At 70.7% G+C, this 22,635-nt stretch carries 19 protein-coding genes; 13 read left to right on the top strand and 6 right to left on the bottom strand.

Translation table 11 applies throughout. The features are described from left to right. Positions 1-54: 54 nt before the first annotated feature. Entirely contained in the window at positions 55-1,671 is a 1,617-nt protein-coding gene (locus ACLQ3K_RS01490; protein WP_425996472.1) for a DUF222 domain-containing protein, read from the bottom strand. Between the two features lie 88 nt (positions 1,672-1,759). Further along, positions 1,760-2,155, bottom strand: coding sequence for an SRPBCC family protein (locus ACLQ3K_RS01485; protein ID WP_425996470.1), 396 nt, complete (start codon positions 2,153-2,155; stop codon positions 1,760-1,762). A 95-nt stretch (positions 2,156-2,250) separates the two neighbouring features. Between ACLQ3K_RS01485 and ACLQ3K_RS01480 the strand changes: the two genes are divergently transcribed. Continuing rightward, the gene (locus ACLQ3K_RS01480; RefSeq protein ID WP_224646624.1) at positions 2,251-3,399 is read left to right on the top strand and encodes a CaiB/BaiF CoA transferase family protein; all 1,149 of its coding nucleotides are present in this window, start codon (positions 2,251-2,253) and stop codon (positions 3,397-3,399) included. Between the two features lie 7 nt (positions 3,400-3,406). On the opposite strand, the gene ACLQ3K_RS01475 is transcribed toward ACLQ3K_RS01480, so the two are convergent. From ACLQ3K_RS01475 to ACLQ3K_RS01465, 3 genes are read right to left on the bottom strand one after another with little or no spacing between them, the layout of a single operon-like run. Next, on the bottom strand, positions 3,407-4,054 hold the full coding sequence (locus ACLQ3K_RS01475) for a potassium channel family protein (protein WP_224646623.1): 648 nt from the start codon (positions 4,052-4,054) through the stop codon (positions 3,407-3,409). A 19-nt stretch (positions 4,055-4,073) separates the two neighbouring features. Further along, positions 4,074-5,435: a TrkH family potassium uptake protein gene (locus ACLQ3K_RS01470; protein ID WP_224646622.1), complete on the bottom strand. Its 1,362-nt coding sequence runs from the start codon at positions 5,433-5,435 to the stop codon at positions 4,074-4,076. Positions 5,436-5,460: 25 nt separating this feature from the next. After that, complete coding sequence (locus tag ACLQ3K_RS01465; protein ID WP_224646621.1) at positions 5,461-6,405, bottom strand: asparaginase; 945 nt, start codon at positions 6,403-6,405, stop codon at positions 5,461-5,463. A 103-nt stretch (positions 6,406-6,508) separates the two neighbouring features. Between ACLQ3K_RS01465 and ACLQ3K_RS01460 the strand changes: the two genes are divergently transcribed. Next, a complete protein-coding gene (locus tag ACLQ3K_RS01460; RefSeq protein ID WP_224646620.1) occupies positions 6,509-7,006 on the top strand; it encodes a hypothetical protein in 498 nt (165 codons plus the stop codon). Positions 7,007-7,020: 14 nt separating this feature from the next. On the opposite strand, the gene ACLQ3K_RS01455 is transcribed toward ACLQ3K_RS01460, so the two are convergent. Then, positions 7,021-8,004 (bottom strand): hypothetical protein, encoded by a 984-nt coding sequence (locus ACLQ3K_RS01455; RefSeq protein WP_425996466.1) that lies wholly within the window; start codon positions 8,002-8,004, stop codon positions 7,021-7,023. A 27-nt stretch (positions 8,005-8,031) separates the two neighbouring features. Between ACLQ3K_RS01455 and lspA the strand changes: the two genes are divergently transcribed. The 11 genes from lspA to dnaE all read left to right on the top strand — a co-directional run bounded on the left by lspA (position 8,032) and on the right by dnaE (position 22,618). Next, a complete protein-coding gene (gene lspA, locus ACLQ3K_RS01450; protein WP_425996464.1) occupies positions 8,032-8,619 on the top strand; it encodes a signal peptidase II in 588 nt (195 codons plus the stop codon). After that, the gene (locus tag ACLQ3K_RS01445) at positions 8,612-9,538 is read left to right on the top strand and encodes an RluA family pseudouridine synthase (RefSeq protein ID WP_224646617.1); all 927 of its coding nucleotides are present in this window, start codon (positions 8,612-8,614) and stop codon (positions 9,536-9,538) included. Before lspA ends, ACLQ3K_RS01445 begins: the two co-directional genes overlap by 8 nt. Then, positions 9,535-10,188, top strand: coding sequence for a hypothetical protein (locus ACLQ3K_RS01440; protein ID WP_425996462.1), 654 nt, complete (start codon positions 9,535-9,537; stop codon positions 10,186-10,188). Before ACLQ3K_RS01445 ends, ACLQ3K_RS01440 begins: the two co-directional genes overlap by 4 nt. Before the next feature lie 78 nt (positions 10,189-10,266). Beyond that, entirely contained in the window at positions 10,267-10,803 is a 537-nt protein-coding gene (locus ACLQ3K_RS01435) for a hypothetical protein (RefSeq protein WP_336671360.1), read from the top strand. Positions 10,804-10,865: 62 nt separating this feature from the next. After that, the gene (locus tag ACLQ3K_RS01430; protein ID WP_425996460.1) at positions 10,866-11,765 is read left to right on the top strand and encodes an ABC transporter substrate-binding protein; all 900 of its coding nucleotides are present in this window, start codon (positions 10,866-10,868) and stop codon (positions 11,763-11,765) included. A gap of 192 nt (positions 11,766-11,957) precedes the next feature. After that, positions 11,958-13,325, top strand: a complete 1,368-nt coding sequence (locus tag ACLQ3K_RS01425; RefSeq protein WP_425996458.1) for a DUF1731 domain-containing protein — start codon at positions 11,958-11,960, stop codon at positions 13,323-13,325. 86 nt (positions 13,326-13,411) lie between these two features. Beyond that, positions 13,412-14,050, top strand: coding sequence for a TetR/AcrR family transcriptional regulator (locus ACLQ3K_RS01420; protein WP_425996456.1), 639 nt, complete (start codon positions 13,412-13,414; stop codon positions 14,048-14,050). Then, positions 14,047-15,780: an ABC transporter ATP-binding protein gene (locus ACLQ3K_RS01415; RefSeq protein ID WP_425996454.1), complete on the top strand. Its 1,734-nt coding sequence runs from the start codon at positions 14,047-14,049 to the stop codon at positions 15,778-15,780. The genes ACLQ3K_RS01420 and ACLQ3K_RS01415 overlap by 4 nt, the downstream gene beginning before the upstream one ends. After that, entirely contained in the window at positions 15,777-17,606 is a 1,830-nt protein-coding gene (locus ACLQ3K_RS01410; protein ID WP_425996452.1) for an ABC transporter ATP-binding protein, read from the top strand. Before ACLQ3K_RS01415 ends, ACLQ3K_RS01410 begins: the two co-directional genes overlap by 4 nt. Before the next feature lie 99 nt (positions 17,607-17,705). Continuing rightward, entirely contained in the window at positions 17,706-18,983 is a 1,278-nt protein-coding gene (locus ACLQ3K_RS01405; protein ID WP_425996450.1) for a serine/threonine-protein kinase, read from the top strand. A gap of 80 nt (positions 18,984-19,063) precedes the next feature. After that, a complete protein-coding gene (gene dnaE, locus ACLQ3K_RS01400) occupies positions 19,064-22,618 on the top strand; it encodes a DNA polymerase III subunit alpha (protein ID WP_425996448.1) in 3,555 nt (1,184 codons plus the stop codon). Positions 22,619-22,635 lie beyond the last annotated feature (17 nt).

Genomic DNA, 22,635 nt, shown 5'->3' with positions numbered 1-22,635 from the left:
CTCAGCTCGACGCTCCCCGGTGATGTGTCCGCGGTCATGGCTGGATGCTCGCCGTCAGGCGGCGGCGCGCAGGTCGGCGGGCATCTGGCAGTTCCACGGCTCGTCAGCGTCATGTTCGGCAAGGAGGGCTTCGAGGATGGGCGGGCCGTGGGGTCCATCGAGGATCGCGCCGATGTCGTCGTGGATCGTGCCGACGCACTTGCTGTGCTGGACACGCAGTTCCTCGCTGCGCCACAGGTTCCGAAGCTCCGCGCAGCGGGCGCGCCACCGTTCGAGTGCGTGCCGGTAGAGCTCGTCGGCGTGATGCTTGTGGTTCACCCGGTGCTCGTGCGACGGATCCGCGGTGCGTCGCCAGCCGGTGCGGCCCGCGTACTCGCCGCTGCGGACGGTGATCGTGTCCCATCCGCGCGGGTTCTCCGTGAGGTCGGGGACGACCTTGCCGTGGTGGGCGTCGCACGCGAGCGTGAGCGCGGTGACGTCGGTGGCGCCGCCGTGGGCCCACTCGGTGATGTGGTGGACCTGGCAGCGGGTGGCGGGCGCGTCGCATCCGGGTGCGGTGCATCCCTTCTCGGAGCCGTACAGCGCGATCCGCTGATCCGCGGACGCGAGGCGCTTCTCCCGCCCCAGGAACAGCGGCCGAGAGGCGAGGTCCAACACGAGGACGTACTTCGGATTGGCGCCCATCATGCGTAGCGCGTCGGCGACCGGGAGCCGGCCACCGGTGGCGGTGGTCGCGATGCCGGTCTCCGACTCGAGCTGATCGATGCCGAGCGTGATGATCGGGACGCAGGGCACTCCTCGGTGCTGCCCGAGCCCGCCCGACGCGATGGCGAGCCCCAGCGCGGTCACCAGCGCGTCGTGGTTGCGTTGCGGCGTGGTGCGCCGGTCGCGCTCGGCGGCCGCCCGCACCGCGTCCTGATCCGCCAGGTCCACGGGATCGTCTGCGTCTGCGGGGTTGTTCACGCCGGGCCGCGCGAGCTTCTCCAGGATCGTGTCCAGTAGCGCGCGGCCCTCGGGGGAGAGGTCACCGTCGAGCGCCGTCATCAGATCCTCGTCCTGCTTGCCCACGGTGAGCCCGCGGGCGCGATCGACGACATCGGAATCGGGCTCCGCCCCATCGGGATCGAGGTGTGCGAGCGCGCGGGCGCCGATGACGGCGAGGTCCTCCGGCGTGACGTCCGCGGCGGCGGTGACGAGCACGTCCTCGAGGATCGCGGCCTGGTCGGGGCGGATCGTCTTGCGACAGCTCGCGAAGACCCGCTCGATGGCGAGGGCATGCCGGTCCGAGATCGCCCCCTCCTGCTGCGCCTCGGCGACGAGCGGGTACCGGGGCTCGGGGCACACGCCGTGCCCGTGCTGGGGAGCGCGGTCCCGCGCGCCGTGGATCCGATCCCGCGCCTCGCCGCCCGCGAGACGGAGCCGCTGCACCAGCAGCTCCTTCATCCCGGTGTACCCCAGTTGCCCCGGCAGACCCTGTTCCACCGCGACCTGAGTGAGGAGGTGCTGGCCGAAGGGCACCATCCGAACCGCTGTCTCCAGCCGCTCCAGCGAGGCGAGAACGTCCTGTGAGTCGAGCATGACGGGGTCGGCCTGCGCGAGCCGCTCGGCCGCCTGTTCGAAGCAGACGAGCGCATCGAGATACTCCGCTGCTGTGCAGGTAGAAGTCTTCATCTCGCCCCCTCGAATACCTCGATTCTACCTCAGTGTTCGATGGGACTGCAATAACAATCGATAAAAAGTTCGATGAAGCGTGCGGTCGTCAGGGCGCGAGCATCACCGAGCGCAGCCGCTCGAGATCGGCGAGCACTGTCGCGCAGTCCCGGGTGAAGTCGGCGTCGCTCGCGCCCAGCCGCCGCACCGTGAACAGCACCTCCGCGCCGTCCGGGTACGCCAGCACGCGCAGGGGATTGTTAACGACGGTGCCGTCGGGCAGCGTCACGTCGTGGTCGAGGACGCCGAACGGATTGTCCGGCGCGAACCGCACCCGCACCTCGCCCATCGGCGAGTCCGTCAGCAGGTCGTCACCGTCGATCCGCACGCCGGTCGCGAGGCCGGCCGCCCAGCGGACGAGGTTCTGCGGATCGCGCGCGAAGGCGTACACCTCCTCCGCCGGACGGGGGATCACGACGCTGATGTGGCGGGACTCCTCGGTCATTCCGCCACGCTACCGAGGTTCGACGGGACGCGGCTAGGGTGCGAGGGCGACGTGCGGCTCGGCGCGAACGGATACCGGTCAGGCAGGGAGAGACGATGACATCGATACTCGACGGAATCGTGGTCGCGGACTTCAGTCGCGTGCTGGCGGGTCCCCTTGCGACGGTGATGCTCGCGGACCTCGGCGCCGACGTGATCAAGCTAGAACGTCCCGGCACCGGCGACGACACCCGGGCCTGGGGACCGCCCTGGACCGAGCGGACCAGCGCCTACTTCGAGTCGGCGAACCGCTCCAAGCGCAGCGTCGAGCTCGACCTCGACGATCCCGAGGACCGCGCCGCCGCCCGCGAACTGGCGCTCCGCGCCGACGTTCTCGTCGAGAACTTCCGCAGCGGGGCGCTCGAGAAGAAGGGCTTCGGCTACGAGGAGTTGGCCGCGGCCAACCCGCGCCTGATCTACTGCTCCGTCACCGGTTTCGGCTCCGGCGAGGGCGCCGCCCTGCCGGGCTACGACTTCCTCGTCCAGGCCGTCGGCGGGCTGATGAGCATCACGGGCGAGCCGGACGGCGATCCGATGAAGGTGGGCGTCGCCCTCGTCGACGTCGTCACCGCCAAGGACGCCGTCGCCGGGATCCTCGCCGCCCTCTACGAGCGGGAGCGCTCGGGCCTGGGGCAGCGCGTCGAGGTGAATCTGCTCTCGTCCCTTCTCGGTTCGCTCGCCAACCAGGGCGCGAACTTCCTCGCGACGGACACCGCCCCGGCACGGATGGGCAACACCCACCCGTCGATCTCGCCCTACGAGACCCTCCGATGCCGCGACGGCATCATCGCCGTGGCGTGCGGCAACGACGGTCAGTTCGCCCGGCTCGCGGGCACCGTCGGCGCCGCGGAACTGGCGGACGATCCGCGGTTCGCGACCAATCCCGACCGCGTGCGGCACCGCGCCGAGATGGTCGCGCTGCTCGAGGACCGCCTCGCGGCGCAGGACGCCGAGGAGTGGGCCCGCAGACTGACCGATGCCGGGGTCCCGGCCGGCACCGTCGGCGACGTCGCCTCGGGATTCGCGCTCGCCGACCGCCTCGGGCTGCGCCCGCGGGTCACCGTCGGCGACGGTGCGATGGACCAGGTGCGCAACCCGATCGCCTTCTCGCGCACCCCCGTCGCCGACTACCGCCGACCGCCGGCCCTGGGCGAGCACACCGACGCAGTCCGCGCCGCACTGAACTCTCCGAAGCAGTGCGACTGAAACGCCGTCAGTTCACGTCCGCGAACGCCTCGACGGCCTCGTTCCGGCCCGCCACGATCAACACGTCGCCGTCCTGGACGATCGTGTCGTAGTCGGCGTGCGTGAAATCCTCGCCGGGGTGCTTGATCGCGACCACGGTGATCCCGTACTTGTACCGCACGCCGGAATCCTTGAGCGCCTTCCCGACGATGCTGCGCGGCGCGTGCGCCTTGACCATCGCGTAGTCCTGCTCGAACTCCACGTAGTCGAGCATCTTCCCGCCCGTCACCAAATGCGCCACCCGCTCGCCCATCTCGTGCTCGGGGAGCACCACGTGGTGTGCGCCGACCCGCTCGAGGATCCTGCGGTGCTGATGGCTCGTGGCTTTCGCCCAGATGTTGGGGATCCGGAACTCGGCGAGCAGCGAGGTCGTGAGGATCCCGGCTTCGAGATCCGACCCGATGGCGACCACCGCGTGCTCGAAGTCGGGGACTCCCAACTGCTTCAGCGCCTCCTCGTCGGTGGAGTCGGCGACGGCGGCGTACGTCAGGTCGTCGGAGATGCGCTGGACCCGGCGCGGATCGGCGTCCAGCCCGAGTACTTCCGCGCCCTGCAGGATGAGCTCGTTCGCCAGGGACGTCCCGAACCGCCCCAGCCCGATCACGACGATGCGCATTCCGCTGCGTTTGAGTGACTTAGCCAACGATCGGACGCTCCTCCGGCAATTCGTAACGGCGTTCGCGCTCACGCAGGGCGAGCGCGGACGCCACGGTCACGGGACCGAGTCGGCCCGCGAACATCAGCACCACCAGCAGTATCCGCCCGCCGAGGGGCAGCTCGTCGGTGATTCCGGTGCTCAGGCCCACCGTCGAGAACGCCGACACCACCTCGAACAGCACCACGTCGAGGTCGAACCGCGTCATCTGCAGCATGATCAGCGTGCCCGTCATCACCGCGCCCACGCTCATCAGGGCCACCGTGATCGCCTGGCGCTGCACGTCCGCGCCGATGCGCCGGCCGAACGCGTGCACGGTGGGCTCGCCCCGGATCTCGGCCCAGATCACGAACGCCAGGATCGCGAACGTCGTCACCTTGATCCCGCCCGCCACACCGCCGCTGCCGCCGCCGATGAACATCAGGACGTCGGTCGTCAGCAGCGACGTCGGGTGCATCGCTCCCACGTCGATCGAGTTGAAACCGGCGGTCCGCGGCGAGACGCCCGCGAACGTGCCGGTGAGGATCTTGCCGGCGACGTCCCGCGGCCCCAGCGTGGCCGGGTTCGTCCACTCGAACGCGGTGATCATCGCGACGCCCACCACCGTGAGCGCGAAGTAGGTGACCAGTGTCAGCTTGGTGTGCAGCGACCATCGGGTGAGCGCGGTCTCGCGACCCACGCTGCGCCGCACCGCCCGCGTGACCTCGTAGATCACCGGGAAGCCGAGTCCGCCGATCACGATCGCGACCATGATCGGCACGATGATCATCGGGTCGGTGGCGAACCGCGTGAGGCTGTCGCCCCACAGCGCGATGCCCGCGTTGTTGTAGGCGGTGACGGCGTGGAACACGGCGAGGTACGCCGCCCGCCCGAGGGAGTGGTCGTAGGCGGTCGCGAACCGCGCGAACAGGAACAGCGCCGTCACCGCCTCCACTGCGAGGCTCATCCGGACCACACCGAGCACCACCCGTTTGCTCTCGCCGAGCTGCAGGCTCTTGTTCTCCGCCTGCGCCACGATCTGCAGCCGTAGCCCGATGTGCCGCGCCACGAGCAGCCCCAGCAGCGACGCCAGCGAGATGATCCCGAGGCCGCCCACCTGCACCAGCACCATGATCACCACCTCGCCGAAGGTGGACCAGTGCGATTCGGTGTCGACCACCGCGAGGCCGTTGACGCACACCGCCGACGTGGCGGTGAACAGGGCCGTACTCAGGCCGGTCCGCCGGCCGTCGGTCGACGCGATCGGCAGGGAGAGCAGGATGGTGCCGAGCACCGTCGTCAGGCCGAAACCGAGGACGATCAGGCGTGCCGGCTGGGTGGGGCCGGCCATTCCGCGGGCCATGAGCCGAACCTACCGCGCCCCCGGGCTACCGCCCCAGATACGCCCCGATCCACCGCGGGCCCACGCCGGCCGCCAGTAGCGCCAGCAGCACGATCCGCGCCTGGCCGGGCCGCAGGCGCCGCGACAGCAGCGCCCCGGCGGCGACGAGATCGGCCGCGCCGCCGCCCCCGCCGTACGCCGCGTCGACGGGTCCGGACGCGATCCGCGTGGAGACGACCACGACGACACCCGCGTCCAGGGCGCGCCGCACCGCGTCCGCCAGCGCCACCGTCGTGTTCCCGCTTCCGGTGCCCGCCAGCACGATCCCGCGCGCCCCGGCTTCGACGGCCGCGTCGACGAGCGCACCGTCGGCCCCCGGATACGACGCCACGACGTCCACCCGGACCCCCGCGACCGGCGCGGGCTTGGTCAGCAGCCGGTGCGGCGCGGTGCCGGCGAGCTCGGCCACGGGGAGGCCGCCGGCGAAGGGCTGCGGCGCGACCGTGGAGACCTTAGCGAGGCCACGCACCGTCTGGACCTGCCCGGCGAAGGAGAGCAGCACCCCGAGTCCGCGGTAGGCGGGGTCGGCGGCGACGGCGATCGCCTCCGCGAGGTTCGCGGGACCGTCGGCGGCGGGGGAGTCGGCGGGGTGCTGCGCGCCGGTGAAGACGACGGGCCGCGGGTCCGCATGCGTGAGATCGACCAGCAGTGAGGTCTCCTCCATGGTGTCCGTGCCGTGCGTCACCACGACGCCCGCCACGCCCGGGTCGCCGAGGGCGTCCGTGACCGCGGCGCGGATCTCGTCCAGCTGGTCGAGCGTCAGCGCGGACGAGTCCGCCGAGGTCACGTCGCGGACCGTCACGTCGACGCCGGGTACGGCCCCGGCGGTCGCGACCAGCGCCGCGCCCGCGTCGGCGGGGACCGCGGCGCCGGCGTCGTCGTAACGGCTGGCGATGGTGCCGCCCGTGGCGAGCACGATCACTTCAGGCATGCGAGCAGCATCGCATGCCGGACGCGGGCTGCGGTGGCGCACCGCGCCGCGTTTGGCATAGTGGAGGCGGCGAAGCAGCGGCCGGACGGAGGTGAACTTCTCGATGCGCGGACGGGTCTTCATGGCCCCCGTCGCGGTACTCGTGGGCCTGGCCTGCGGTGCCTGCAGCGGGGAGAGCACCGAATCGCGGTCGAGCACCCCCTCGGCCGTCTCCGCCCAGGTGACGGAGGCCCCGTCGAGCACGCCGGACCGCGCGCCGTCGACGCAGCAGCTCGAGGAGATGCTCTCCCGGGCCGTCGATCCGAAGGTCCCGCTCGAGGAGAAGGTGCAGCTGGTGCAGGGCGCCACCCCCGCCGACGCCCCGCTGTTCGACGAGCTGGTCAAGCTGCGCAGCGACAATCCTCAGGTCAGCTGGCACATCGGCCGACCGGTGCTGGAGCAGCCGGGCCTGGCGAAGGCGCAGTTCTCGGTGCTCATGGGCGGCACGAACCAGCTCGCCTACGCGTCCCTCGCCTTCGACGAGGGCCGGTGGAAGCTGCAGCGCTCCTACGCCTGCCAGATGATCGTCCAGGTCGGGCGCGACTCGCCCTCCTGCCACTGACCGCGGGATCCGGGCTACTTCGGCCCGAACCGGTAGACGCTGCCCGTCTTCTGCGTGAGCTTCTTCGCCGGATCGTCGCCGAGCAGCGTGCGGCCGCCCTCCAACTGCACGCCGCCCTGGCCGAAGGCCCGCGCCGGGTCGATCTCGATGGTGCCGTTGCCCTCGGAGGTGTAGCTCTCGATCGTCAGGGTGGTGCCGCTGCCGGGCACCCGGAAGACGGAGTCGTCGGGCGACTCGTCGACCTTCGCCTTCAGCTCGGGCCGCTCGACGGTGCCGCCGAGCGTCACCTGCATGGTCTGGGTGAGGGTGCTGTCGGCGCGGATGGACCGCGTGACGGTCCACGTCGCGCCCGGGGCGACCGGCTCGGCGGGCAGGGGAACGAGCCGCAGGAAGGTCTGCAGCAGGGCCTGCTCGAACGTGGACTGCGCCTCGGCGGAGACTCCGGGCGGGGCAGCGAGGGTGAACGCGCGCACCTCGCCGCTCGGGGCGAGCCGCACGCGGGCGACGGACCCGGCCTCGACCTCGAGGGCCTGCGTGGTGGCGGCGTCGGTGGACCGCGGCGCGGCGAAGAAGAGGTAGACGTCGAGCGGATCGGCGCAGGTCGGCTGCGCGACCATCGGCAGCGTGACGTCGCGGTTGCCACCCGACGGTGGCTCGGTCCCGACCTGGGAGACCTGCAGGGAGTTGGTGAACAGGGCGTACTCCGCGACCGCGGTCGGGCGCACCGTCAGCGCGCGCGGCGCACCGGTGCCGGGGGAGTCGAGCACCACCTTCGCCTGTGGCACGTCGACGGTGACCGCGTGGCTGGGGAGCGCCGGCGGGGTCGCGACGCAGCCCGCCGTCGCGGCCGGGGCCGCCACCGACTGCCGGGCGGGCGCCACCGACGAGGAGGCGCCGGCGCCGGCGGAGTCGCCGTCCCCGCATCCCGCGAGGGCGGTGACGAGCACCACCGTCGACGTCGCCACCACCGGGACCAGCCGCAACCGCTTGCCATGCACACCGCCACCGTAGTGGATGATGGAGCCATGGATTCCCCCGCAACTGCACGGCCGAGCTGGTATCGGAACCCGCGCATCCTCCTGGCGGTGGTCGCGGTCGCGGTCTTCCTCATCGACCTGGCCGCGAAGACCACGGTGGTCCGGCACATGACCTACGGCGAGAAGATCCACGTGCTCGGCCCGTTCAGCCTGCTGTTCGTGAAGAACCCGGGCGCCGCCTTCTCCATGGCCACCGGCTACACCTGGGTGCTCACGCTGATCGCCGTGGGCGTCGTCGTGTGGATCGTGCGGATGGGCTCCAAGCTCACGTCGCTGCCCTGGGCGCTCGGCCTCGGCCTGGTCCTCGGCGGCGCGCTGGGCAACCTCGCCGACCGGATCTTCCGCGCCCCCGGCGTCTTCCGGGGCCACGTGATCGACTTCTTCTCCGTCGGCGACTGGTTCCCCGTGTTCAACACCGCCGACTGCGCGATCAGCGTCGCCGCCGTGCTGCTCGTGGCGCTCACGCTGTTCGGGCGCGACCCCTACGAGGGCTTCGGCGAGAAGCGCACGCGCACACCGGAGACGACCACGGCCGAGAAGGCCGGCACCACCGGATCGGAGGCGACCGATGCGTGAATCGCGCACCATGCCCGTGCCCGACGGGCTCGACGGCCTGCGGGTCGACGCGGGTGTCGCCCGCCTGCTGGGGCTCTCGCGGACCGTCGTCTCCGAGTTGGCGGCGGAGGGCTCGGTCACGCTCGACGGGGTCGCGGTCGGCAAGTCCGACAAGCTGCACGCCGGGGCCCTGCTCGACGTGACGCTCCCCGAGCCTGCGCGGCCGCTGGAGATCGTCGCCGAGCCCGTGCCCGGGATGAACATCCTCTACTCCGACGCCGACATCGTCGTCGTCGACAAGCCCGTGGGCGTCGCCGCGCACGCCTCCGTCGGCTGGACCGGGCCGACGGTGATCGGCGGCCTCGCCGCCGCCGGCTTCAGGATCTCCACCTCGGGCGCGGCCGAGCGGCAGGGCATCGTGCACCGCCTCGACGTCGGCACCTCCGGCGTCATGGCCGTCGCCGTCTCCGAGCGCGCGTACACCGTGCTCAAGCGGGCGTTCAAGCAGCGCACCGTCGACAAGCGGTACCACGCGCTGGTGCAGGGCCATCCCGATCCGATGTCCGGCACCATCGACGCCCCGATCGGCCGGCACCGCAGCTCCGACTGGAAGTTCGCGGTCACCAAGGACGGCAAGCCCTCGATCACGCACTACGACACGATCGAGGCCTTCCAGGCTGCGACGCTGCTGGACGTGCACCTCGAGACCGGCCGCACGCACCAGATCCGCGTGCATTTCGCGGCGCTGCACCACCCGTGCTGCGGCGACCAGACCTACGGCTCCGACCCGGTTCTCGCCAAGCGGCTGGGCCTGGACCGGCAGTGGCTGCACGCCCGCACCCTGGGCTTCACGCACCCCACGCAGGGGGAGTACGTGGAGTTCACCTCGCCCTATCCCGACGATCTGCAGCACGCCCTGGACGTCCTGCGGGACGCGTGACCCGGACCCTCGCCGGCTGGGCCGCGCTGCTCGCCGTCGCCCTCGGCCTGGCCTTCTGGCTCGGCTCGGCGACGCCGGTGCGGGTCGCGCGGTCCGACGGTGACCGGCTCGGCCCGCAGTCCGGCCAGGCCGTCGCCGAGTACCTCGGCGAGGCGCGCGCGTCGCTGGCCGCGGCGCCCGCGGGGGAGCGGCGCTGGGCGCTGATCTCCCCGGCGACCGAGTGGACGCCCGACGAGGTGTGGACCCGTGCCGCGGGCCTGGACCGCGTGGGCCGCGTGCTGGTCCGGGTGCGCATCCCCGGCGTCCAGACCCCCACGGCGACGGTGCCGCCCGGCCAGAGCATCGAGGGCGTGCGGGCGGTGAACGAGCTGGCCGCCCTGGCGATGCCGGGACTCGTCGCCCCCGGGGCGCGGGGTGACGCGATCGCCCGTGTCACCGCCTCCCGCTTGCGCGCGGGTGTTCCCGCGGTGGTCGGCGTCGTGGTGTGGGGCACGGGCGAGGCGCTGCGCGCGGTGTCCGGCCGGCCCGGGGTGCGGTCCGTCCAGGTCCTCCCGCGCGACGGTGCCCGGTTCGGCGTCTCCGCCCTGCTCCCGTCGTCGGCGGTGACCGTCGTCCCCGGCCCCGATGACCGTCCGGTGCCGCCGCGATAGATTGGTGTTCTGGATCTGCATCGTGTTGATATGAATTCGTCGCGGGCGCGGCAGTCGGGATGCCTGGTCTCTGTCGTCGTGGCCATGGCGGTGTTGGCGACCTTCGTCTGCGTGGTCGCCTCGTGTGTGACTTTCGGTGACACGACGCGCGACCTCGACGCCGACGGTGTGCGGACGGTTGTGAAGAACTGGACGGGAGCCGTGCTGCCGGAGGGGATCGCCGTCGTGACGGCGCAGGAGTACGCGTCGCGGGATTCGTCGATGCACGCCGTCTTCGACGCCCCCTCCGGTGGTCTCGACGACTTCTTCGCGCAACTCGGCGAACGTAGTGTCCGCGAGCTCGCCCCGGACTGTCGCGACCTTGCGCAGCCGGTCGGGTTCAGTGAGGTGCCAGGTTCTGTACGCCTTCTCGACGCGGCGCCGGGATCCCGGTTCGAACGAGGCGGAAGTAGCTGGCAGTTCCTCGTGACGCAGGCGGTCGAACAGGGCCGCCTCGACAGGTGTCGCACTGTCGTCGCCGTGTCCGCGAGGCCGACCGACCCGTTCGTGGATGCCGCCGTCCAGGCCGGCGGTGCTGGGGTTAGTCGGGTGATCCTCAGCGTGGTGTACACCTGACTCGACAGGTGTCTCGCGTGGGACCCGGAGGTTTGCAATATAGATCAGGCTAACCTAAGTCCATGAAGAGGCAATGGGCGATGGTTCTGGTGGGTACGGCGCTGGCGGTCGCCGCGTGCTCCGGCGGTGGCGGGGGCGACGGTGCTCCATCGGATACCCGTACCGTGACCCACGCGCGGGGTACGACCCAGGTCGCGCAGCATCCGCAGCGGATCGTGACCCTGGAGCCGCTGGAGCTGGACACGGCGGTCGCGCTCGGGATCACGCCGGTCGGCGCGGCGGTCGCCAGCAACGTGACGACGATGCCGGCCTACCTCGGCGTCAGCGGCGTCGAGGCCGTGGGCACCGTGCCCGATCCGGACGTCGAGAAGATCGCCGCCCTCAAGCCCGATCTCATCCTCGGAACGGAGGCGCGCCACGCGGCGCTGTACGACCGGCTCAGCAAGGTCGCTCCGACGGTGTACATCAAGACCCAGGCGGATCCCTGGCAGGACAACGCGCGCGTGATCGGCGACGCGCTGAACCGCAGCGCCGACGTCGACAAGCTGCTCGCCGACTACAACGGGCGGTGCGCCGCGATCAAGGCGGAGTTCTCGCTCGACGGGAAGACGGCGCAGTTCATCCGGCCGCGCAGCTCGCAGCTGAGCCTGTACGGACCCACGTCCTTCGCCGGCAGCGCCCTGCAGTGCGTCGGCTTCACGATTCCCCCGCGCGACTGGGCCGACGGGATCCAGGCCGACATCTCCCTGGAGAACCTGTCGACCGCGCACGCCGACTACGTCTTCGTGCCGTCGCAGAAGCCGGGGGACGCGTCCACGATCCCCGCGGAGATCCGCGACAACCGCGCCTGGTTCCCGCGCGTGTCCGTCGTGGACACCGCCTACTGGGTCTCCGGCGTCGGGCCCAAGGGCGGCGGCATGGTCCTCGACGACATCGAGAAGATCCTGCGCGAACAGCGCTGACGACGCTGGCCGCTTCTCTGCTCGCTGGATCGGTACCGTGGTGAGATGACATCGCGGGGGCGGGTTTTCGTGGAGGTGGCACTGCTGGTGACGCTGACGGCCGGCGAGGCGCACGAGATTCATCTCACGATGTGAGAAAGCTCTCCGCGATCACACAGTGAATCCGCGTCATCGCGAACTAGCGTCGGAGGCATGGCCACCGTGCATCGCAGCAGCGGATTCATCGCCCTTCCGGCGCGTTCGTTGTGGGACGTCCTCGTCGACCTGGAACGCCTGCCGCAGTGGCAGCCCTTCGTCACCTCGGCAGCGCTGCGCGACCTGGTCGCCCTCGGCGCCCGCGTGGATTGGGTGCCGGATCTGCGCGCGGCGTGGGTCCATCGCCGGTTCGCGGAACCCGCCCGCGTGACCGAGTTCGCGCCGGAACGCGCCCTCGCGCTCACGCAGGAGGAGTCCGCGGGGACCACCGTCCTGCGCTGGGCGCTGCATCCGGTCGAGGGCGGCACCGTCGTCGAGCAGACCGTGACCTCCGACGGCCCGTCCGGGCCGTTCTTCGACCGCCTCGTCGCCCAGCGGTTCGCCGCCGACGCCGACACGAGTCTCGCGCGGCTGACGATGCTCGCGGGCCCGCCCCGCGCCGCGGAACCGCTCCACGTCGTCATCGCGGGCGGCACCGGGGCGCTGGGCCGCCGGGTGGCGGCCGACCTCGTCCGCCGCGGGCACGACGTCACGATCCTCACCCGCTCGATCCGCGACGACCTGCCGTACCCGCAGGTCGCGTGGGACGGGCGCACCGTCGGCGCGTGGGAGGCGGTGCTCGACGCGCCGAACGCCGCGGTGATCAACCTGGCCGGGAAACTGGTCGACTGCCGGCCCACCGCGGCGAACGTCGCCGCGCTCACCGCGAGCAGAGTGGACGCGACCCGCGCGCTCGTCGCGGCGGCCCGCGGTAAGGGCGTCCGCCGCTGGGTGCAGGCGAGCACGACGGCCATCTGGAGCGATGCCGGGGAGCGGTGGTGCACCGAGGACACTCCGTTGCCCGACCCGGGACTGTCGCAGATGACCGGCGTCGCCCGCCCGTGGGAGGATGCGGCGGCCGACGCGGACACCGAACACCTGACCGTGCTGCGCACCTCCATCGTGCTCGACACCGACTCGCCCGCCATGGCGAAGATGGTCGGCGTCACCAGGGCCTTCCTGGGCGGCCGCCTCGGCGACGGCCGGCAGGGGTTCAGCTGGATCCACCGGGACGACTGGCTGGCGATCGTTCGGGCGGGACTGGGGATCGAGCCGGGCGTCGACCTGCCCGACGGGGTAGTGGTCGCGGCCGCGCCGCACCCCGTGCGCAACGCCGACCTGATGGGTGCGCTGCGCCGGCACCTGCACCGGCCGCCCGCGCCGCCGACACCCGCGCCAGTCCTGGCGCTCGGCGCGATCGCGATGCGCAGCGATCCGGCCCTCGGCCTCACGGGGCGGCACGCCACGTCGACGGTGCTGCCGGCCGCGGGCTTCGCGTTCGCGTACCCGGATCTCGACGGGGCCCTGGTCGATCTCCTCGACTGACGGGGCTCGTCCGCAATCGACCGATTCGCCGGGGGCGAACGGAAAATCAATTGTGAGTGGGCGCTCACTTCTGTAGTCTCGAAGTCGTGCCCGCGGCTAACGAAACTCGAACCCGCGCGCCGCACCTGCCGCCCGACGAGCGGCGCGCGGCGCTGATCGCGGCCACGCGGGACGCCCTGCTCGAGCACGGCGCCGTGCCCACGACGAAGCAGATCGCCGCCGCCGCGGGGGTCGCCGAGGGCACCATCTTCCGCGTCTTCGACTCCAAGGAGGCCCTGCTCGACGCGGTGATGATCGAATCCTTCGACCCCGACGAGTTGCTCGCGCAGATCGACGGCATCGACCCCGCGCTGCCGCTGCGGGAACGGCTCTACCGGTTCACCGAGCTCGTCCAGGCCCGGTTCCAGCGGATCTTCGGCCTCATGGACGCGCTCGGCCTCGTCGCGCCGCCCCACACCCGCGACCGGGACGCGCACCGTCGGGCGAAGGACGGCGGCCCGGCGGTGATGGCCCGGCTCCACGACGTCATCGGCGACGACGCCGACCAGCTATCCGTCCCTCCGGAGGAGGCCATTCACCTCCTGCGCCTGCTCACCTTCTCCGGCAGCCACCCCCACATCAGCGACGGGCACGTCCTGTCGCCGCAACGCATCGTCGACGTCCTGCTCGACGGCATCTCAGCCCAGCCCACCACTCCCTCCGCGGGAAGGAACAGCCCCCAGTGACCCTTCTCAGACTCATCGCCGAGCACCTGCGGCCCTACCGGCCGTGGCTGCTCGCCGTGGCCGCCTTCCAACTCGTCAGCGTCGTCGCGAACCTGGTGCTGCCCAGCATCAACGCCAAGATCATCGACCTCGGCGTCACCCCGGGCGACACCGGCTACATCTGGCGCATGGGCGGAATCATGCTGGTGATCACGCTGTTCCAGGTGATCGCCGCGGGCGGCGCCACGTACTTCGCGTCCCGCAGCGCCATGGCCTTCGGCCGCGACACCCGGCGGTCCCTGTTCGGCCGCGTTCGCACCTTCTCCGGCCGCGAGGTCTCCGGCTTCGGCGCGGCCTCGCTCATCACGCGCACCACCAACGATGTGCAGCAGGTGCAGCTCCTCGTGCTGATGACGCTGTCGATGATGATCCAGGCCCCGTTCATGGCCGTCGGCGGCGTCTTCATGGCGCTGCGCGAGGAACCCGGACTCGCCTGGCTCATGGTGGTCGCCGTGCCCGTTCTCGGCGCGGTCCTCGGCGTGGTGATCGCCAAGATGATCCCCGGCTTCCGCGTGGTGCAGACCCGGCTCGACTCGGTCAATCAGGTGCTCCGCGAACAGCTCACGGGCGTCCGGGTGATCCGGGCCTTCGTCCGCGAGCCCGTCGAGCGCGAGCGGTTCGACGGTGCCAACACCGTCCTCACCGACGCCTCCGTCCGCGTGATGCGGCTGATGGCGGTCATGTTCCCGTGGGTGATGCTGGTGCTCAACCTCTCCACGGTCGCGGTCTGGTGGTTCGGGGCGCACCTCATCGCCGACGGCTCCGCCCAGATCGGCTCGGTCACCGCCTACATGCAGTACATGATGCAGATCCTCATGTCGGTGATGATGGCGACCTTCATGGTGATGATGGTGCCGCGCGCCTCCGTCGCGGCCGAGCGCATCACGGAGGTGCTCGACACGACCTCCACGGTCGGACCGCCGGAGCGCCCCGACGCGCTCCCCGCGATCACCGGCACCGTCGAGCTCGACGACGTCACGATGTGCTACCCCGGCGCCGCGAAACCGGTGCTGCAGAACGTGAACCTGTCGGCCCGCCCGGGCGAGACGGTCGCGATCATCGGGTCCACCGGTTCGGGGAAGTCGACGCTGATCAACCTGCTGGCGCGCCTCTTCGACGCCACCGCGGGGGCGGTGCGTTACGACGGCGTCGACGTCCGCGATCTCCGCGCCGACGCCCTGTGGGGGCACGTCGGGCTGGTGCCGCAGCGCGGCTACCTGTTCAGCGGCACCGTCGCGAGCAACCTGCGCTTCGGCAACCCGGACGCCACCGACGACGAGCTCGCGGAGGCGTTGCGGATCGCGCAGGCCGACGACTTCGTCGCCGAAATCGGCGGCCTGGACGCGCCGATCGCCCAGGGCGGCACCAACGTCTCCGGCGGGCAGCGGCAGCGACTCGCCATCGCACGAGCCCTCGTCGCCAAGCCCGCGGTCTACCTCTTCGACGACAGCTTCTCCGCGCTCGACCTCGCGACCGACGCGAAACTGCGTGCGGCCTTGCGGCCGTACACGCGGGACGCCACCGTCTTCATCGTCGGCCAGCGCATCTCGACGATCGCGGGCGCCGATCAGATCATCGTTCTCGAGGACGGCGAGGTGGTCGGCCACGGTACCCACGCCGAACTCCTCGAGACGTGTCCCACCTACCAGGAGATCGCCGGCAGCCAGGCGACGGCGGGGAGTGCAGCATGACCGGACCGGGAGCACGGGCGTCCGCCGCCGCGACGGCGGGCTCGCCCGCACAGAAGCCGATGACCTTCTGGCCCTCGCTGAAACGACTGTTGGGCCGGCTGCGGGAGCAGCGCTCGGCGATGACGGCCGCGGTGCTGCTGTCGGTCGGCTCGGTCACCGCCGCGGTGATCGCGCCGAAGGTGATCGGCAGCGCGGTCGACGCGATCTACGACGGCTTCCGCTCGCAACTGCAGCACGGGCCGGGCATCGACTTCCAGCACGTCGGCACCATCCTCGCGTGGGTGATCGGGTTGTTCGTGGCGAGCGCGCTGCTGCAGTACGCGCAGGGCTTCCTGCTCAACGGCGCGGTGCAGCGGGTCATGTACTCGCTGCGGCGCGAGGTCGAGGAGAAGCTGAACCGACTGCCGCTGAGCTACTTCGACAAGCAGCCCCGCGGCGAGTTGCTCTCCCGCGTGACCAACGACATCGACAACCTGGGCCAGTCGCTGACGCAGGCGCTGAGCCAGCTCATCGTCTCGGCGTTCACGGTGGTCGGGGTGCTGATCATGATGCTCGTCGTGTCGCCGCTGCTGACCGCTGTCGCGGTCGTCGTGATCCCGCTCATCGTGATCTTCGCGGGACAGATCATGAAGCGCAGCCAGAAGCACTTCGTCGCGCAATGGAAGTCGACGGGCTCGCTCAACGCGCAGGTCGAGGAGGCCTTCACCGGCCACGACCTGGTCACCGTCTACGGCCGCGGCGACGCGCTGCAGGAGCGCTTCGCGCAGGAGAACGACGCGCTCATGAACGCGAGCTACAAGGCGCAGTTCCTCTCCGGCCTCGTGATGCCGATCAGCATGTTCGTCGGCAACCTGCAGTACGTCGCCGTGTGCGTCGTGGGCGGGCTGCGGGTGGCCGCCGGCGGCATGAGCCTGGGCGACGTGATCGCCTTCATCCAGTACTCGCGGCAGTTCACCCAGCCCGTCACGCAGATGGCCTCGATGGTGAACATGCTGCAGTCGGGCGTCGCCTCCGCCGAGCGGGTCTTCGCTATCCTCGACGCCGACGAGCAGACCGCCGAGCTCGCCGGCGCGCTGCCCGTGCCCACGCGCGGCCGTGTCGCCTTCGAGGACGTCTCCTTCGGCTACAAGCCCGACGAACCGCTGATCGAGGGGCTGAACCTGGTCGCCGAGCCGGGCCGCACCGTCGCGATCGTGGGCCACACCGGCGCGGGCAAGACCACCCTGGTTAACCTGATCATGCGGTTCTACGAGCTCAGCGGCGGCCGGATCACCATCGACGGGGTCGACATCGCCGAGGTCGACCGCGCGGACCTGCGCCGACGGATGGGCATGGTGCTGCAGGACACCTGGCTGTTCGAGGGCACCATCCGCGAGAACATCCGGTACGGCCGCCTCGACGCGACCGACGAGGAGGTCTACGCCGCCGCGCGCGCCACCTTCGTCGACCGTTTCGCGCACTCCCTGCCCGACGGTTACGACACCGTGCTCGACGACGAGTCCGGCAGCGTCTCCGCGGGCGAGCGGCAGCTGATCACCATCGCGCGGGCCTTCCTCGCCGAGCCGGCCATCCTCATCCTCGACGAGGCGACCAGCTCGGTGGACACCCGCACCGAGGTGCTGCTGCAGCGGGCCATGCACGCGCTGCGGGCCGACCGGACCAGCTTCGTCATCGCGCACCGCCTGTCGACCATCCGCGACGCCGACGTCATCGTCGTGATGGACCACGGGCGGATCGTCGAGCAGGGCTCGCACGACGAGCTGCTCGCGGCCCGCGGCCACTACGCCGACCTGTACCGGGCCCAGTTCGAGGGCGTCGAGATCTGACGCGCGAGTCCGCGAACGGCTCGCCACCGGGGCGACGGTGCGCGGCCGGGTTACGCTGGTGTTCGACGGAACGGACGACATGGGGCAGAAGCGGCGGACATGAGTGACGAACTCGCACCCGGGACGGTGATCGGCGGTTATCGGATCGAGCGGCGCCTCGGATCCGGCGGCATGGGCTCCGTCTACCTCGCCAAGCACCCGGAGCTGCCCCGATACGACGCGCTCAAGGTGCTGGGCGCCGGCTACTCGGGCGACGAGGCCTTCCGCAAGCGCTTCCTGCGGGAGGCGGAGCTCGCCGCGCGCCTCGACCACCCGAACGTGGTCACCATCTACAACCGCGGCACCGAGGGCGCCCGGCTGTGGATCGCGATGCAGTACGTCGAGGGCGACGACTGCTCGGTGCTGCTCAAGCGCAGCCCGGGCGGGCTGGACCCCGCCGTCGCCGTGGAGATCATCGGCCAGATCGGCCGAGGCCTCGACCGCGCGCACCGCGCCGGCCTGCTCCACCGCGACATCAAGCCCGCCAACATCCTGGTGGCAGCCGTCGACGACGAGGACGACGGCGACGAGCGGCGCGCCCTGCTCACCGACTTCGGCGTGGCGAAGGGCGGCGAGGACACCTCGCAGCTCACGGCCGTCGGCACCGTCCTCGCGACGCTCGCCTACGCCTCCCCGGAGCAGCTGTGCGGCGAGGAACTCGACCCGCGCTCGGATCAGTACTCGCTGGCCGCGACGTTCTTCCACCTGGTCACCGGCAAGGTGCCCTACACGGGGGCGAGCACCGATGCGGTGATCGACGCGCACTTCAACGCGCCGCCGCCGCGGATCTCGCAGATCCGCCAGGGCGTGCCGCCCGCCGTCGACGCCGTGGTCGCGCGGGGGCTCGCCAAGACCCCGGCGGAGCGATTCGCGACGTGCAAGGAGTTCGCGACCGCGCTCAAGTCCGCGCTGACTGCGCCCGTCGGCCGCGCCGCGCCGCGCCCGGTGCCGCGACCCACGCCGCCCGGTTACGTGCCCGGTCCCGGGCATCCGTCCGGACCGCAGGCCCCCGCGACCGCGGGACGTCCGTCCCTGCCCGTGCAGCGGACCGTCGCCCCGGGGATCCGGGGGCAGGCGAACCGGCCGAGCTACCCGACGGGGCGCCCCCCGCAGCCCGCGGCTCCGCAGGCCGCAGCCCCGCAGCCGTTGTACGGGGCGACCGCGGGTGCCCAGTCCGGCGCGATGCCGCGCCCGCCGGCGCCGCGCGCGCAGCCCGCGAAGCCCTCGGCACCGGCAACGCCCTCGGCGCCGGGCGGGATGTCGCCCGCCGTGCTGGTGCTGGTGGGGGTGGCGGTGGCCGCGTTGCTGGTGTTGATCCTGGTCATCGCCTTCGGCTGACGATCCGCGGGACGTGTCGGTGGAGGGGCCTACACTGCCTAATGACAGCGATGAGATTCTTCACCGGAGGTGAGTAGCCCATGACGTCCGCCGCCGGCTCGTTCGTCCATCTGCACAACCACACCGAGTACTCGATGCTCGACGGTGCGGCCAAGGTCGACCCGTTGTTCGCCGAGGCGAAGCGGCTGGGCATGACGGCGGTGGGCATGTCCGACCACGGCAACATGTTCGGCGCGTCGGACTTCTACAACACCGCGGTGAAGTACGAGATCAAGCCGATCATCGGTATCGAGGCGTACATCGCGCCGGAGTCGCGGTTCAACACCAAGCGGGTGAAGTGGGGCGATCCGTCGCAGAAGAGCGACGACGTCTCGGGCTCGGGCGCGTACACCCATATGACGATGGTGGCGGAGAACGCCACGGGGCTGCGGAACCTGTTCAAGCTCAGCTCGCTGGCCTCGCTCGAGGGGCAGCTGGGCAAGTGGTCCCGCATGGACGCCGAGATCATCGCCGAGCACGCCGAGGGGATCATCGCCACCACGGGCTGCCCGTCGGGCGAGGTGCAGACACGGCTGCGGCTGGGGCACGAGCAGGAGGCCCTGGAGGCCGCGGCGAAGTGGCAGGAGATCTTCGGCAAGGAGAACTTCTACCTGGAGCTGATGGACCACGGCATCGACATCGAGCGCCGGGTCCGCGAGGGCCTTCTCGACATCGGCCGCAAGCTCGGGATCAAGCCGCTGGCCACCAACGACTGCCACTACGTCACGAAGGACAAGGCCGAGTCGCACGGCGCGCTGCTGTGCATTCAGACCGGCAAGACCCTGTCCGATCCCACGCGGTTCCAGTTCGACGGTGACGGCTACTACCTGAAGTCGGCGCAGGAGATGCGTGACCTGTGGGATTCGCAGGTGCCCGGCGCGTGCGATTCGACCGTGGAGATCGGCGAGCGCGTCCAGTCCTACAAGGAGGTCTGGGAGCACAAGGACCGCATGCCGCGGTTCCCGGTCCCGGAGCACCACACCCAGGAGTCGTTCCTCGAGTCCGAGGTCATGGACGGCCTGAACCGCCGGTTCCCGGACGGCCCGCCGGCGGACTACATCGAGCGCGCGAAGTACGAGCTCTCGGTGATCAACGAGATGGGCTTCCCCGCGTACTTCCTCGTGGTCGGCGACCTGATCGCGCACGCGCACGAGGTCGGCATCCGCGTGGGCCCGGGCCGTGGCTCCGCGGCCGGCTCGCTCGTCGCGTGGGCGCTGGGCATCACCAACATCGACCCGATCCCGCACGGCCTGCTGTTCGAGCGGTTCCTCAACCCCGAGCGCGTGTCGATGCCCGATATCGATATCGACTTCGATGATCGCCGGCGTGGGGAGATGATCACCTACGCCTCGGAGAAGTGGGGCTCGGACAAGGTGGCCCAGGTCATCACGTTCGGCACCATCAAGACCAAGGCCGCCATCAAGGACTCGGCCCGCGTCATCTACGGTCAGCCCGGCTACTCGATCGCCGACCGCATCACCAAGGCGCTGCCGCCGCCCATCATGGCCAAGGACATCTCGGTCAAGGGCATCACGGACCCCTCGCACGAGCGGTACAAAGAGGCCGTCGAGGTCCGGCAGCTCATCGAGACGGACCCGGACGTCAAGAAGATCTACGACATGGCGCTCGGGCTCGAGGGCCTGATCCGCAACGCCGGCGTGCACGCCTGCGCGGTGATCATGTCCTGTGATCCGCTCACCGACGCGATCCCGGTGTGGAAGCGCGCGCAGGACGGCGCCATCATCACCGGCTGGGACTACCCGTCGTGCGAGGCCATCGGCCTGCTGAAGATGGACTTCCTGGGCCTGCGCAACCTCACCGTGATCGGTGACGCCCTGGAGAACATCAAGGCCAACCGCGGCATCGAGCTCGACATGGACGAGCTGCCGCTCGACGACGAGACCACGTACCAGTTGCTGCAGAAGGGCAACACCCTCGGCGTCTTCCAGCTCGACGGCGGCCCGATGCGGGATCTGCTGCGCCGCATGCAGCCCACCAAGTTCGAGGACATCGTCGCCGTCGGCGCCCTGTACCGCCCCGGCCCGATGGGCATGAACGCGCACAACGACTACGCGGACCGGAAGAACGGGCGGCAGGACGTCAAGCCGATCCACCCGGAGCTGGAGGAGCCCCTCAAGGAGATCCTCGCGGACACGTTCGGCCTGATCGTGTACCAGGAGCAGATCATGCACATCGCGCAGAAGGTCGCCGGGTACAGCCTGGGCCAGGCCGACATCCTGCGCCGCGCGATGGGTAAGAAGAAGAAGTCGGTGCTGGACGAGGCCTACGGCGGCTTCCAGCAGGGCATGCTCGACAACGGCTTCTCGCAGGCCGCGATCACCGCGCTCTGGGACACCGTGCTGCCCTTCGCCGGGTACGCGTTCAACAAGTCGCACGCCGCCGCGTACGGCCTGGTCTCGTACTGGACCGCGTACCTCAAGGCGAACTACCCGGCCGAGTACATGGCCGGGCTGCTCACGTCGGTCGGTGACGACAAGGACAAGGCCGCCATCTACCTCGGCGACTGCCGCCGCCTCGGGGTCACGGTGCTCCCGCCCGACGTCAACGAGTCGCACCTGCAGTTCACCTCGGTCGGCGAGGACATCCGGTTCGGCCTCGGCTCGGTGCGCAACGTCGGTGAGGGCGTCGTCGCGTCCATCGTGCGCAGCCGCGCCGAGAAGGGGAACTTCACCTCCTTCTCCGACTACCTCGCCAAGATCGAGGTCGCGGCCTGTTCCAAGAAGGTCACGGAATCGCTCATCAAGGCGGGCGGTTTCGACTCCCTCGAGCACCCGCGCAAGGGCCTGTTCCTGGTGCACAGCGACGCCATCGAATCGGTGCTGTCCACCAAGAAGGCCGAGGCCGTGGGCCAGTTCGATCTCTTCGGATCCATGGGAGAGGAGGAGGGCGCCGCCGGTCCCATCGACGACGTCTTCACCATCAAGGTGCCCGAGGAGGAGTGGGACGGCAAGCACAAGCTCGCCCTCGAACGCGAGATGCTCGGCCTGTACGTCTCCGCGCACCCGCTCGACGGGGTGGAGCACGTGATCGCCGCGCAGACCGACACCCCCATCCCCGCGATCGTCGAGGGCGACGTCAAGGACGGCACCCAGGTCACCGTCGGCGGCATCCTGCAGTCGGTGAACCGGCGCGTGAACAAGAACGGCGCCCCGTTCGCGTCGGCGCAGCTCGAGGACCTCTCCGGCGGTATCGAGGTCTTCTTCTTCCCGCAGGCCTACGCCGCGTTCGGCGCCGAGGTGGTCGAGGACGCGGTGGTGCTGATCAAGGCCCGCGTGAACTTCCGCGACGACAAGGTCACACTGATCGCGAACGACATCGCGCCCATCGACCTCTCCCAGATCGGGGTCGCGAAGCCGCTGTCGCTCACGATGCAGACGCGGGTGTGCACGCAGGACAAGGTCTCCGCGCTCAAGCAGGTGCTGCAGCGCCACCCGGGCGTCTCCGACGTGCACGTCAAGCTCGTCAGCGGCGACAAGGCCACCACGCTCCGGCTCGACGACACCCTGCGGGTGAACCAGTCGTCGTCGCTGATGGGTGACCTGAAGGCGCTGCTGGGGCCCAACTGCCTCTCGTGACCCTCTCCTGACGTGGA

This window comes from Tsukamurella sp. DT100, from assembly GCF_049844855.1.
GTDB lineage: Bacteria > Actinomycetota > Actinomycetes > Mycobacteriales > Mycobacteriaceae > Tsukamurella.
Note: the sequence above shows the minus strand (reverse complement) of the source record. Positions and strands in the feature narration are given on the sequence as shown.